Raw genomic sequence first — 12,943 nt, forward strand, 5'->3', positions numbered from 1 at the left:
GCCTTCCAAGAGCGCGCCCGCCGCGTCGGGAGTGTGAACTACCGGCTCACCGTGGCGACCACGACCTTGCCCCTGCTGACCGGCGACGGGGCCGACCGGCCGGTGTGGCAGGTCGTCGGCAGGGGCCACGGTGAGGAACGCCGCGCCCTGGCAGCGCTGCCGAAGGCGCAGTGAGCGCGGTGGGTCCGGCTTCCCCAGGCCGGGCCCGCCAGCCATGCGCCGTCGGTGGGGGCGTGGTCGCGGCCTCACGGTAAGCGCCCGATTCCGTGTCCAGTCAGTCTGTCGTGGGCGGGCCGATGTGCAAGGACCAGTCGCCGGTGTATTCGTCCAAGTCGATCCGCAGGGGCTCCAGGGCGTCGGCGTCGTGGACGTCGGCCCTGATGATGCGACCGGTGCCCAGGTGCAGTGAGACCCGCAGCTGGCGGCCTATCCGGTTGGGCACCTCCAGCCCCATGAGCGGCAGCGACACCACGGAGCCGGCCTTGAGTACGAACGGCAGCTCTATGCGCTGAGCGTCGCTTCCAAATTCCACCGGCGCCCCGAAGTGGATTGAGGGGTTGAACAGCATCTGCGTACGCCGCGCCCTTCTCCACCCCAGACGCCTCATGGCCCGCAGCCGCCACAGCGCCTTGACCAGCGACTGCGGGTTCACCGAGTTCGCGGCCTTGTCCTGCGTCCATTCCAGTGCGTAGACGAACAGGTCCCGTACGTGCTCGTCGGCCGCGGCGACATCGCCGTCTGCTGCGGTGAACATCCGTCCAGCATGCACCTCTGTTGAGGTCTCGCGCTTCATCGATCCGACTGGCTCGTCGAGGCGGAGCTCGACGCCATCCTCGAATAGGTGGTGAAAGTGCTGGTCACAGCCATTCGTCGGTGATCGCGCGAGGACGGTTGCTTCGCAATGCACGGCGAGATCTCAACATTTCGCGAACCGGGGACCTCGTTACTTCCGCGGCAGGGCCAGCCGGAACAATGCGCCGCCGCCGGGTGCCTGGTGTGCCGTCAGCTCGGTGCCGTGGGCGCGGGCGATCTGGCGTGCCATCGCGAGGCCGAGGCCTGAGCCGGGCAGTGAACGGGCCTGTTCCGCGCGGTAGAAGCGGTCAAAGACATGGGGAAGGTCGTCCTTCGCAATGCCGGGCCCGTGATCCCGCACCGTCAGCTCGGCTGCGGAAAGACCGACTTCAACGGGAGCGCCGGGCGGGCTGAACTTCGCCGCGTTGTCCAGAAGGTTGGAGATGAGCCGAGCGAGGCGGGCGGGGACGCCGGGCAGGGTCGTGGAGTCATCGGCCACGTCCAGTCGGAAGGGGGTGGACGGCCAGTGCGTACGGGCCGTGTCCACCGTGTACGCGAGCAGCGGAGCGAGGTGGACGTCCTCGATCAGCGGGGTGGGCTCCTCGTCCCTCGCCAGGTCGATCAGGTCGTTGACCAGGACCGATACTTCACGGATCTGTCGGCCGAGCGCGGCGGAGGCTCGATCCCGCTGAGGCACCGTCAATCGGTCTCCTTTGGCGAGGAGTTCGGCGTTGGTACGCAGTGCTGTGAGCGGGGTGCGCAGCTCGTGGGAGGCGTCGGCGACCAGTCGGCGCTGGGCCGTCACGGACTGCTCCAGTGCGCCCAGCATGATGTTGAAGGTCGCCGCGAGGCGGGTGACTTCGTCTTCCTTGTCGGGCGGGCCCGGCGGAAGTTCGATGCGGTGGCTCGGGTCGCGGGTGGACGCGATGCGCTCGGCGGTGGCGGTCAGGCGGGCGACAGGGGCCAGGCCGGTCCGCGAGACCCAGTAGCCGAGGGCGGTGGCCATCACGATTCCCGCCGCGCCCACGGCGCCGAGCAGCCAGGCGGCCTGGCGCACGCCCCGGTCCACGGTGTCCGAGCGTAACGCCACCTGCAGCGCCTTGTTGCTGCCGAAGGCGGTCGTCAGTATCCGGGCCGGGTGGCCGTCCGAGAGGTGGATGTCGGTGTAGTACGGGTTCCGCCTGCCCGAGGCGACCTCGCGCACCGGCTGGGTCACGGGCAGGAGGTAGCGGGCATCAGGGTCCTTGGCCGGGGAGGCTGGGACGATCTGGGTACAGGCGGGAGCCGACAGGAAACGGCACTCGCCGGAGAGCACGCCGGGGCCGGCGCCACGGTTCTGCTGGGTGGCCAGGGTCGCCGCCTGGGTGAGGCTGAGTTCGAGCTGGTGGTAGAGCTCGTAGCGGATCACGAGGAACGCACCCGCGCAGACGCCGGCCGCGACCAGGGCAACCGCGGCTGAGGCGGCCAGCGCGAGGCGGGTGCGCAGGGGTCGGTGACGGCGCCAGCGGGCGCCGAGGCGGCGGGTTCCACGGCCGCGCCCACTCACGGCGCGTCCAGGCGGTAGCCGACGCCGTGCACCGTGTGGATCAGGCGCGGTGCGCCCTCCGCCTCCAGCTTGCGGCGCAAGTATCCGACGTACACGGCAAGCGAGTTGGAGTCGGGCCCGAAGTCCTGGCCCCATACGAGTTCCAGGATGAGTTCGCGTGGGAGCACCTGGCCGGGGTGGCGCAGGAACAGTTCGAGCAGAGCGAACTCGGTGCGGGTGAAGTCGATCGCCCGCTCGCCCCGGCGGGCGCTGCGGCTCACCGGGTCGATGGTGAGGTCCGCGTACGAGAGCTCCGCCGATCCGGATGTCGGCTCGGGGGCCGAACGGCGTAGCAACGCCCTTACCCTGGCCACGAGTTCGTCGAGGGCAAAGGGTTTGACAAGATAGTCGTCGGCGCCCGCGTCCAGGCCATCGATGCGTTCGCTCACCGAGTCTAGGGCGGTGAGGACCAGGAGCGGGGTGCGGTCGCCCATCGCCCGCAACCGGCGGCAGACCCCGAGGCCGTCCAGGACCGGCATCATCACGTCGAGCACCACCGCGTCGGGCTGCCAGCGCGCCATCTCGGAGAGTGCCGCCAGACCGTCGGGGGCGCCCCGTACGTCGTACCCCTCCACAGCGAGTCCATCCTCGATGGCTGCCCGCACCTCGGGCTCGTCGTCGACGACGAGAATCCTGACCGTGCGCGAAATACTCATGAGCGAAGCGTGCCAAACCCGGCTCTTAGAACCCTCTTAAGACACCCCGCGAAGCTCTTGCCCCATGCGCACACCATCGTCAGCAGTACGCACACCACTCTCCGTGGTCATCGGAGCGGGCGGCACCGGCGGGCACATCTACCCGGGGCTCGCACTCGCCGAGGCGCTGCGCCGGGCCGCCCCGGACGCGGTGATCTCCTTCGTCGGCACGACGCGGGGCTTGGAGACCGAGCTGATTCCCGGTGCCGGGTTCCGTCTCCACACCGTCGACATGATCCCTTTCGACCCCTCTCTCGGCGCCAAGCGGTACCTGCTGCCCGCCGCCCTGCTGAAGTCCGGCGCACAGTGTCGGTCCATCCTCAAGGCACAGCGCGCCCAGGTTGCCGTCGGCATGGGCGGCTACCCGAGCGCGCCCGTCATCGTGGGCGCCCGGATGGCCGGACTGCCGAGTCTCATCCACGAGTCGAACGCGGTGCCGGGCCGTGCCAACCAGTTCGCGGCGCGCCTCACTCCGCATATCGCGGTCGCCTTCGACGGCAGCCGCGCGCATCTGGCGGGCGGCGAGGGCGCTGTCACCACCGGGATGCCCATCGCTGCCGCGATCGCCGCCCTGGACCGGAGCACGATGCGGGCCGAGGCTCGGCAGGCCCTTCAGGTGCCACCCGGTGCGCGCCTCGTCCTCTTCAACGGCGGCAGCCTGGGCGCGGCCCGGCTCACCGAGACCGCGCTCGGGCTGGCGACACGCTGGCGCGGGCGTGACGACGTACACCTGCTGATCAAGACGGGACCGGCCGCGCTCGACGAGACCCGGCGCCGCCTCGCCCCGGTGCCACCCCGGCTGGCGCGGGCCGTGCCGTATCTGGACCGGATGGACCTCGCGTACGCCGCCGCCGACCTGGTGGTGTGCCGGGCAGGATCGGCGACCGTCGCCGAACTCGCCGCGACCGGGGTACCCGCCGTTCTGGTGCCCTACCCGCACGCACCCGGCGACCACCAGACACACAACGCCCGGGTGCTCTCGGACGCGGGCGCCGGCCTGCTCCTGGCGGACGCGGAGACCACCCCCGACCGGCTCGCCGCGCTCCTGGAACCCCTGCTCGCCGACCCTGCCCGGCTCGCCGCGATGAGCGGAGCCGCCGACCCCGGCAGTCATGCCAGGGCCGCCGACCTGCTGGCCGCCAAGGTCCTCGAACTCGCCTCCCACTCCACTTCCCGCCCCGCCCCGCACATCAAGGAGCACAACGCCGCATGAAGTCCCAGCTGAACTGGAACAACCGGACCGTCCTCGTCACCGGGGCAGAAGGCTTCATCGGATCGACGCTCGTCGATCTGCTTGTCGAACTCGGCGCGAACGTAAGGGCGTTCGCCCACTACAAGCCGTACGCCGAGAAGGGCAACCTGGCCCATCTGATGTCCCACCCCTCGGTGGAGACGATCGCGGGCGACGTACGCGACGCGGGCCGCGTCTCGGACGCCGTGGCCGGCTGCGACACCGTCTTCCACCTCGCCGCGCTGATCGGGATTCCGTACAGCTACGACTCGCCGGGCGCGTACGTCCAGACGAACGTGGTCGGCACCGAGAACATCGCCGAGGCGTGCCGGCGCCACTCCGTGCGGCGGCTCGTCCACACCTCCACCAGCGAGGTGTACGGAACCGCCCTGACCGTGCCGATCGACGAGACCCATCCACTGCAGCCGCAGTCCCCGTACTCCGCCTCCAAGATCGGCGCCGACATGATGGCGCTGTCGCACCGGCACGCCTTCGACCTGCCAGTCACCGTCGTGCGGCCCTTCAACACGTACGGACCCAGGCAGTCCGCGCGCGCCGTGATCCCCACGATCCTGGCCCAACTGCATGCCGGCGCAAGGGAGATCAAGCTCGGCTCGCTCACACCGACCCGGGACTTCACGTACGTCACGGACACAGCGCGGGGGTTCCTGGCGGTGGCCGAGTGCGACCGGGCGCTCGGCGAGGTGGTGAACCTGGGCTCCGGGCGGGAGATCTCGATCGGCGATCTGGCACAGGCGCTGATCACGGCCTCGGGGCGGGAAGCCTCGGTGATAGTCGACCCGGCGCGACTGCGACCCTCGGGCAGTGAGGTGGAGCGGCTGCTCTCGGACAACTCCCGGGCGCGGGAGTGGGCGGGCTGGCAACCGGAGACGCCCCTCGGGGAGGGGCTGAAGTCCACATCGAAGTGGGTGGCCGAGAACCTCGCCCTGTTCGCACCGGGCCGGTATCAGATCTGAGGGGCTGAATCCGCGCGCGCCCACCGCCTTCGATTGGACCGCCAACTGGGCCAGCAATGTCCAGGGCCACAGTGCTCAGCACCACCGGGATCTCGTACGCCGTCGCCGGCTTGGCGACAGCACGAACGTTCAGGTCGATTTCCTCCAGGCTGGAAGACGTCACCGTCGAGTACTGGCTCGGCTGGTGGTCGATCAGCGCGATCACGAAGTTCTCCGGCGTGAGCAAGTGATTCGCCTGACGATCATGCCCGGGCTCAGGTGCGAGCTTCGGTACGGGGCAGGGGAATACGCACTCGACGTGGCCCGCTGGTGCATCGCCGACGGCGCGTACGACGACGCCGTACGGCCCTGGGCGCCGGGCGGTGGCTCGTGCTGCGGGCTGCGCGGGCAACAGCCACCGAGGCCACCGCTGTCCGCTACCAGCTGCGTACCGGCGCCCTCGACGCAGCCGCTAGATGTACTCAGCCATGAGGTTGGTTACTCGCGTCGGTAGTTGATCAAGAAGAGACCTCCGGGCGTAGTGGAGATGCCTGTCTTCACCATGACCGGAGGTCTTGATGGCCCACGCTAATGCCCGGCTGACTTTTCACGGCAGATGCCTTCTGGTGCGCCGTGTCGTGGAGGGTCTGCGTTGGCACTGTCACGTTGGCGGGCGGCGTGGGAGGATCCTCGACGTTGATCATGCTGGAGGGGGATCGTCCGTGGTGAGCGCGTTGCTTTCGTATAAGGGGCACCGGTACTCGGTCGAGGTCATCTCCCACTGCGTGTGGATGTACTTCCGCTTTCCGCTCAGCTTCCGTGAGGTGGAGGAGCTGATGCTCCGGCGCGGTGTCACCGTCTCGTACGAGACGGTGTGTGTGAAGTTCGGGCAGGCCTACGCCGACGGACTGCGCCGCCGACGGCCCCGGCCCGGGGCCAAATGGCATCTGGACGAGGTCTTCATCAAGATCAACGGCGAGCGGAAGTACCTGTGGCGGGCCGTCGACCAGGACGGCAACGTGCTCGACTTCCTCGTCCAGGGGAAGCGGGACAAGGCCGCGGCCAGGCGCTTCTTCCGCAGGCTGATGAAGAAGACCGGTGCGGTACCGCGGGTGGTCGTCACGGACAAGCTTCGCTCCTACGGTGCCGCTCACCGCGAGGTCATGCCCTCCGTCGAGCACCGCTCCCACAAGGGCCTGAACAACCGGGCCGAGAAAAGTCATCAGCCCACCAGACAGCGTGAACGCGCGATGAAAGGCTTCCGCTCCGCTGGCGGAGCACAACGCTTCCTGTCCGCGTTCAGCGGCATCTCACCCCACTTCCGACCCCGCCGCCACTCATGGCCGCACCCGACTACCGCGCCGAAATGACCGTCCGCTTCACCATCTGGGAGCAGATCACCGGCGCCACCGGCCTGCCCACCACGCCCTGAACACACAGCCGGAACCCGACCGCACCACACTCTGTCACGTCATCAGACACCCACCCAACAACGTGACAGTGCCCTCACGCCTCGTCAAAGGCCTCGAGCAGCCGCTCGTACGCCAGCTTCGGCCGTAGGGCCGCGTCCCACGGCAGGGAATCGGCCGTGCGCGGAGGATAGATTTTGGTGTCGGCGGTGGAACCGTACCGGTCGGTGAATCCCCATGTGGAGAACGATGTGCAGTTCGGCTCCTCCAGGCAGACCCGCAGCTTGCCCACCATCTCGTCGGCCTGGGTCTCCCGCCCGTCCTCCTCGTCCTCGCCTATGGGGACGTCCATCTCCGACACCCGCGCCTGGACCCCGAGCTCCGCCAGATCCCGCACATGGCTGCGGAAGGTCTCCGGGTCGGTGCGGTCGTCGGGTGCGTACTCATGGTTCTGGAAACCCACGCCGTCGATCGGTACGCCCCGTTCCTTGAGCCGCTTGACCAGATCGTAAAGGGCGTCCCACCGCTCGCCTTCCTCCTCGACCCCGTACTCGTTGAGGAACAGCCGTGCCTTCGGATCGGCCCGGTGGGCGGCCCTGAACGCCTCGTCGATGTACTCCTCGCCCATGGCCTCGAACCACGGGCTCTGCTCGGAGCGCAGACCAAGATCCCCGTTGGTGTAGCTCTCCTCGTCGTCGGACATGGGCTCGTTGACCACATCCCATTCCGCGACCTTCCCCTTGAAGTGACCGGCGACCGTGGCGATGTGCCGGAGCATGGTCCGGCGCACCTCCTCGGGATCGTCGTTCTCCCGCATCCAGTTGGGCAGAGCCTCGTGCCAGACGAGGGTGTGCGCATGAACCTTCATGTCGTTTGCGCGGGCGAAGCGTACGAGTAGGTCCGCGTCGCGAAAATCGTAGACGCCCCGGCGCGGGTGGAGGAACTGTGGCTTGAACGCGTTCTCCGGAGTGACCATGGAGAACTGGCTCCCCGCGAGCGCCCGGTAGCGGGAGTCGGTGAGCAGCGGGTTCTCGGCTAGGGCGGCGCCGACGTCGAACGGCCGCCCCACGTCTGCGGCCCGCGCACGCAGCGAGTCGTCGGACTGCTCCTGGCGTAGCTGCGGCGCGTTGACCACGCGGAGCGAGTCACCGCTCTCTGCCCGCGCGATCAGCTGCGTCAGACGCCATCCCTCGCGGCGCTCGTCTTCGCCCCCGTCCGCCTCCAGACCGAACCAGACAGTGCCCTCGGCGAACACCCCCGGGTCCTGCACGGTTCCCAGCCGCCGCCCGTCGGCTTTCACGCGGAAGGTGTCACCGATGCTCGACACGGCCAGCGTCACCGTCCCGGAGCAGCCGCAGTCGAAAACCTTGGAGGTGGCTGGCTCGTCGCCCTCGCCGTCCCATATCTGTACCTTCACTTGTCCGTCGGCGGTCACGCCGACGCGGAGTGAGGGCCGCTCCTGCCGCCACTCGTCGTAGATGACCGGTACCCGTCCGTACAGCCGCAGCCATGAGTCGCCGTCTTCGTCGCCCACACCGGACATGCGTGCGGTGACGGTGAAGTCGCCATCGGACCTCAGATGCGGGCCGGCCAGGTTCAGCGGGGGATTGGGCTGGCCGCCGGAGGAGTCCTGCTCCACGATGTGCCGATCCGATGCGCTGACCCGCAGGATGTCGTTCCGCGCGGTGGTGCCTGGCATCTGCGTCCAGTCGTGGTTCCGCAGCAGGTCTTTGTCGTTCCCGCCGTCCGGCCCTTCGCCCTGACCCGTACACCCGGCCGCCACCGCCATGACGAGCACCACGGCGGTCAGTCGCTGCCACGTCCCCCCGCCAAGGTTCACGATCCCTCCAACTTTCTTGCCGGGACGAGATCAACGTCTCGAAACCGGGCCATAGTTCATCACACATGAGGTACGGCGGCCCTGTGTGGCACGTCCCAGCTCGTGTAGCGGAGCGGGCCCGGATCGTTCTGGCCTGCGCGGAAGGCGCGTCAAACACGCGTGTGCCAGCGGACTTCAGGGTGTCCACGGAGACGGTGCGCAAGTGGCGCTCGCGGTTCGCTGACCGGCGGATGGCGGGACTGGTGGACGAGCCAGCACAAGTCGGAACTGGTACTCAGCGAGGCAGAGCGTGCGGAGTTGACGCGCTGGTCGCGGCGGGCGAAGACCGCGCAGTTCCTGGCGCTGCGGGCGAAGATCGTGCTGCGGTGTGCGGAGGCCGGGACGAACAAGGAGACCGCGGCCGGACTCGGCATCGCCCACGCGACGGTGAACCGCTGGCACTCCCGGTCCATCACCCTGCGTCTGGACGGACTGACGGACGAGCCCCGCCCCGGCAGGCCGCCCTCGGTCCTGCTCAGCCAGGTCGAGCCGCCGACGACGCCCCCGCCCGTGGCGTCGCTGTGCCCACCGATGTACTTGGTGGCGGAGTGCACCATCAGATCCGCGCCCATCGAGGCAAGGGGCACGCGCACATGGTCGACACGACCGCGATAGGCCTCTTCCTCGGCCTGGACTTGGGCAAGGAGTTCCACCACGCCCACGGCCGGAGCAGGGACGGCAGAACCGTGCACACGCCACCGAGCAGCGCGCACGCTTCCAGACCGCACTCAAAGCCACACGCCGAAGCATCGCGGCCATCGATCCGGCGAGCCTTCCGGACGTGGTCGATGACGTGCAAATCAGTGCACTGCAGGAGGTCGTGAACGCTCTCGTAGCGAGCATCGCCCGCAGCAAGTAAAAAAAGCTGACGGCTGTCCCCACTCGCTGGCTGGTGTGGGAACAGCCGTCAGGCGTTTCCCGCTGAGATGACGTCACCTCGGCGGGCGCCGGTGAGCCGGACGGCGGTAGTTCGGCTATCAGCCACTCGACCAGCAGCAGCGAGCCCTCACGCAGCGTGCCGTCCTCCTGCCAGCTCTCCAGCGTTTCCGTCAGCGTGCGGTGCAGCTCCCAGTTGGCCGGCGGCGGTCCGTCCGCACCCGGAGCGTGCCGGGCGGCTACGCCAAGGAACGCACTGCCCTCAAGAAGCAGTGGCAGCCGGTGAACTGGCACTGGGCCGACGGAGCAGCCCCACTGCACCGCCTCTGATGGCGCAGCGCGGCCGGGCCCGTGCCATGAGGCGGCGTTCCTGTTTCCGCCCTCACGGGCCGACGGGCGATTCGCACAGATTCAGACAGTCTTGTAGGCGACGTATCCCCATTGCTCACTGTCCGCATACGACATCCAGCGGAACAGTTCCAGGCGGGCCAGTGCTTTCGACGTCCAGCGCCGTCCGTGCAGCAGTTCCCGCTTGAGGCCCTGGAAGAACGACTCGGCGGCTGACTTGAACCGGCCGTGGGGCGCCCTCCCCGTGCGGGGCCCCCGCGGCCGGGGCTCACTCGTACTCAGTGCCGCCCTTGCGGGTCAGGTACGCCGGGCTGACCGCCTTGGCGATCGCCCGTCCGCCGACCACCGGGCTGTGGCGCTCGACGGCCGGGCGGATCACCACACCCTCACGCAGATGCAGTTCACGCCCGGAGACGGTCTCCCACCCCGAGGCGAGCTCCAGCACCTTGTCGATGTCGTACGGGCCCTCGTACAGCCTGGGTACGAGCGGCAGTTCACCCTCCAGCAGGTCTGCCGGATCCAGCCTGCGGACCTGTCCGGCTATTTCTGCGGACAGGTCGAAGACCGCGTACCCCAGCGTCTCGCCGCGGGCGTCCGCGCCGTAGTCGAGGTCCTGCACCCCGGCGCCGTACACCTCGCCGAAGATGCCGACGCGGGTCGCGCCCAGCTTCTCGGCGAGACGCGCCGCCGCCGCAGGCACGCCATGGGTGTGGACCGCGCGCCAGCACAGATTGCGCGGGTCCTCCTTCAGGGCGAGCCCCTTGGCCCCGAACCCCTTGGACGACACCCATGTACGACCGTCCTCCACGGTGTACGTGACCAGGCAGGCCGAGCCGTGCACCTTCTCGGTGAGGACGACCGGCTCCCCGGGCTCGAAGATGCCCGGATAGCGCTGGACGTTCTCGATGTCGCACCAGGGCAGCAGATCGGGCGCGGACTCCACCTCTCCGTTCATCGTGGGCGGGATCGGCGGCACCCACTTGGTGATGCCCAGCAGCTCGGCGAAGTCGGTGCCGTCCGCGGCCGCCCGGGCCAGGTCGACGTCTGCCAGCGCCCCCGGGCGGCAGACGATGCCCTGCGACAGCTCCCCGCGCAGCCGCACCGCCTTCACCCGGTCGGCCGTGCTTCCGGCCAGACGGCCGCTCAGGCGCAGCTCCTCGATCAGCCCCTGCGGGAGGACGGACTGCTCCGGAATGTAGACGGCGACATCACCGCTGCGGTAAGCGCCCTTGGCGACGACGGCCCGGTACAGGCCCACCTGGGCCAGTTCGAGGGCGTCGGCGTTCGGGTGCTCGTGGATCGTCAGCGTTTCGGCGGTCACGTGCAGCGTCGACATGTCAGGGCTCCTCCGGTGTGGTTTTCATCGCCCCCTACTGTCCGGAACGCGGCCCGTCCGATCCACTGAATATTGTGAGCGCCGCCGACGTCAACTCCCCGTTGGACACGGCCCGTAGGCCGTCGAGCAGGACCAGAACATCCTTCAGACCGAACGTTCTGTCCCCGCTGCTGGAGCACCTCGGCACTGCCGGCTGTCTCGGCCGCAAGACCGGCCGCGGCTTCCGCAACTACAGCTGTGCGTCAGTCCAGGCAGAACTCCTTGCCCTCGGGGTCGGTCATCACGATGAAGCCGGCGCTCATCGGGGGAGCGGGCTCATAGAGACGTACCCGCTTTGCTCCCAGTGAGACGAGCCGGTCGCACTCGACCTCCAGCGCCGCCATCCGCTCCTCTCTCTGCAGTCCGGGAGCCGCGCGGACGTCGAGGTGGACGCGGTTCTTGGCGACCTTGTCCTCCGGCACCTGCTGGAAGAACAGCCGTGGGCCGTGCCGCCCCCGCTCCCGCCTCAGGTACGCGAGGGCCCCTCTGTAGGTCAGCAGTCGGCGTGCCGCCCGGCCGTGGCGGACCCTGCGGCCTGCGTTTTTCCCTCCATCGCGCCGAATCCTGACGCGACCGGGAGCGCGACGTGAGGTGCGACCAGAGGTGCGATCGGCGAGGGTTGTGCCAGCGGTTGTCTGCCCAACATCGGATTCGCTATGCAAACCGCCCGGTACGCCTATCTGGGTGCCTGTCAGCCGCCCCGGGTCTCCCAGTCCCGGGCGACTGCCGTGCGCGGCTCATTCGCGGCTCAGAGGGGGCGCGCGGCGGTTCATTGGATCGTTTGAAAGCCGCAGGTCAGCATCGGTTTTTTGATCTGTTGCCGACGGGCCTTCTTGGGGGCGAGGGAGCCGGACTCCCGGAACCACGCTGTACCCGCCCCTAGCGTCGGGCCTGCCCGGCCAGGCCTCTGGTGGATCGGGCCGCGCGGTACTCGTACCCGACCTCGAAACGGAGACCCGTCGTGTCCTCGCACTCCCCGCTGACCCTGTTCCTCGTAGGCGTCGTCGCCCTCCTGGTGATGGGCGGTCTCCTCTACGTCGCACACCAGCATCCGTCCCTCGCGACCTCGCTCATGGTCGCCATCGCCGGCGGGGCACTTGTGGTCGCGTGTCTCGGCCTGGCCCGCTGATGTTGCCCCGCCTGCCGTGCGGTTCGGCCGACGGATCCGGACGGCTCCGGATCGGGGTCGGGCGAGTTGCTACGACCGCAATTTCCGCCGCCGAGATTCTGACTCCGCACGGGCACCAAGGCAAAGCCCGCCGGCACCCAGGGCTCGGGCGGCCCGGCCCCCAAGTGCACGTACGAGAAGGCGACACCTCAGCCCCCGGCGGAGAAATTCGTCCTGAACGGCACCGCCGGCCCGGCCGCGCCGAGGATCGACCCCGAGCTGGTGGCGCGCCGCGCGGTCGACGTCTGCCTCCGGACACCACCAGACACAGCCGCACCCTGCCGCGCACAGGCCGCCCACGAGCGCGATTCAGCCTGTGCCGCGCGGAGTTCGGGCCGAGAGGCGGCGATGGGCCGCATGAACGTCGTGCGCCCCCGCCGCACAGGGCACCCCGGCAACAACGTGGTCCTGCCACGCGAGCGCGGCCGAGGCCCGGCGCCTGGTACGCGTCTTCCTGTCCGCCTGGGAACCACGCCACGGGCCCGGCCAACCTTCCCGGTCACGGCGCGGGGCCGCATCCCCCAGTGCCTGGGAGTCCACGGCCCCGGATCGCCTGGACGGACTACGCTCGGGTCCGGCCCGTGCCGGAACGGGGCGTGCGGGCAAGGCCCAATACCGTTCAGTTAGTG

The 12,943-nt window shown here is 69.2% G+C and carries 10 protein-coding genes and 5 pseudogenes; 8 read left to right on the top strand and 7 right to left on the bottom strand.

The features are described from left to right. Nucleotides 1-274: 274 nt before the first annotated feature. The 3 genes from J1C73_RS02765 to J1C73_RS02775 form a co-directional block, all read right to left on the bottom strand. On the bottom strand, nucleotides 275-754 hold the full coding sequence (locus tag J1C73_RS02765; RefSeq protein WP_207314917.1) for a hypothetical protein: 480 nt from the start codon (nucleotides 752-754) through the stop codon (nucleotides 275-277). A gap of 189 nt (nucleotides 755-943) precedes the next feature. Next, complete coding sequence (locus tag J1C73_RS02770; protein WP_266413331.1) at nucleotides 944-2,338, bottom strand: sensor histidine kinase; 1,395 nt, start codon at nucleotides 2,336-2,338, stop codon at nucleotides 944-946. Next, nucleotides 2,335-3,033 (bottom strand): response regulator transcription factor, encoded by a 699-nt coding sequence (locus J1C73_RS02775; RefSeq protein ID WP_207314918.1) that lies wholly within the window; start codon nucleotides 3,031-3,033, stop codon nucleotides 2,335-2,337. The genes J1C73_RS02770 and J1C73_RS02775 overlap by 4 nt, the downstream gene beginning before the upstream one ends. Before the next feature lie 64 nt (nucleotides 3,034-3,097). On the opposite strand from J1C73_RS02775, the gene murG reads away from it, so the two are divergent. The 4 genes and pseudogenes from murG to J1C73_RS02800 all read left to right on the top strand — a co-directional run bounded on the left by murG (nucleotide 3,098) and on the right by J1C73_RS02800 (nucleotide 6,691). Further along, entirely contained in the window at nucleotides 3,098-4,285 is a 1,188-nt protein-coding gene (gene murG, locus J1C73_RS02780) for an undecaprenyldiphospho-muramoylpentapeptide beta-N-acetylglucosaminyltransferase (protein ID WP_207314919.1), read from the top strand. Beyond that, entirely contained in the window at nucleotides 4,282-5,280 is a 999-nt protein-coding gene (locus tag J1C73_RS02785; RefSeq protein WP_207314920.1) for a GDP-mannose 4,6-dehydratase, read from the top strand. Before murG ends, J1C73_RS02785 begins: the two co-directional genes overlap by 4 nt. A gap of 56 nt (nucleotides 5,281-5,336) precedes the next feature. Further along, the gene (locus J1C73_RS02790) at nucleotides 5,337-5,510 is read left to right on the top strand and encodes a hypothetical protein (protein ID WP_207314921.1); all 174 of its coding nucleotides are present in this window, start codon (nucleotides 5,337-5,339) and stop codon (nucleotides 5,508-5,510) included. Between the two features lie 471 nt (nucleotides 5,511-5,981). Further along, nucleotides 5,982-6,691 (top strand): annotated as a pseudogene (locus J1C73_RS02800) (IS6 family transposase). A gap of 74 nt (nucleotides 6,692-6,765) precedes the next feature. Here J1C73_RS02800 and J1C73_RS02805 read toward each other — a convergent pair. After that, nucleotides 6,766-8,508 (bottom strand): endo-1,4-beta-xylanase, encoded by a 1,743-nt coding sequence (locus J1C73_RS02805; protein ID WP_207314922.1) that lies wholly within the window; start codon nucleotides 8,506-8,508, stop codon nucleotides 6,766-6,768. A 65-nt stretch (nucleotides 8,509-8,573) separates the two neighbouring features. Here J1C73_RS02805 and J1C73_RS36180 point away from each other — a divergent pair. Then, a pseudogene (locus J1C73_RS36180) lies at nucleotides 8,574-8,690 on the top strand (hypothetical protein); the annotation flags it as partial. Nucleotides 8,691-8,865: 175 nt separating this feature from the next. Then, nucleotides 8,866-8,970 (top strand): annotated as a pseudogene (locus J1C73_RS36185) (hypothetical protein); the annotation flags it as partial. A 92-nt stretch (nucleotides 8,971-9,062) separates the two neighbouring features. Here J1C73_RS36185 and J1C73_RS35605 read toward each other — a convergent pair. Further along, nucleotides 9,063-9,119 (bottom strand): annotated as a pseudogene (locus tag J1C73_RS35605) (hypothetical protein); the annotation flags it as partial. A gap of 487 nt (nucleotides 9,120-9,606) precedes the next feature. On the opposite strand from J1C73_RS35605, the gene J1C73_RS02820 reads away from it, so the two are divergent. Further along, a complete protein-coding gene (locus J1C73_RS02820) occupies nucleotides 9,607-9,753 on the top strand; it encodes a hypothetical protein (protein WP_207314923.1) in 147 nt (48 codons plus the stop codon). A 286-nt stretch (nucleotides 9,754-10,039) separates the two neighbouring features. Here the strand turns inward: J1C73_RS02820 and J1C73_RS02825 are convergent, their stop codons facing one another. Together J1C73_RS02825 and J1C73_RS02830 are read right to left on the bottom strand one after the other, a co-directional pair. After that, nucleotides 10,040-11,107 (bottom strand): RNA ligase (ATP), encoded by a 1,068-nt coding sequence (locus tag J1C73_RS02825; protein ID WP_207314924.1) that lies wholly within the window; start codon nucleotides 11,105-11,107, stop codon nucleotides 10,040-10,042. A gap of 242 nt (nucleotides 11,108-11,349) precedes the next feature. After that, nucleotides 11,350-11,595, bottom strand: a pseudogene (locus J1C73_RS02830) (VOC family protein); the annotation flags it as partial. A gap of 512 nt (nucleotides 11,596-12,107) precedes the next feature. Between J1C73_RS02830 and J1C73_RS02835 the strand changes: the two are divergent. Next, the gene (locus J1C73_RS02835; RefSeq protein WP_207314925.1) at nucleotides 12,108-12,275 is read left to right on the top strand and encodes a hypothetical protein; all 168 of its coding nucleotides are present in this window, start codon (nucleotides 12,108-12,110) and stop codon (nucleotides 12,273-12,275) included. The last annotated feature ends 668 nt before the right edge of the window (nucleotides 12,276-12,943 follow it).

Origin of the sequence: Streptomyces laculatispora, assembly GCF_017353455.1 — a bacterium.
In the GTDB taxonomy this organism is placed as follows: Bacteria; Actinomycetota; Actinomycetes; order Streptomycetales; family Streptomycetaceae; genus Streptomyces; species Streptomyces laculatispora.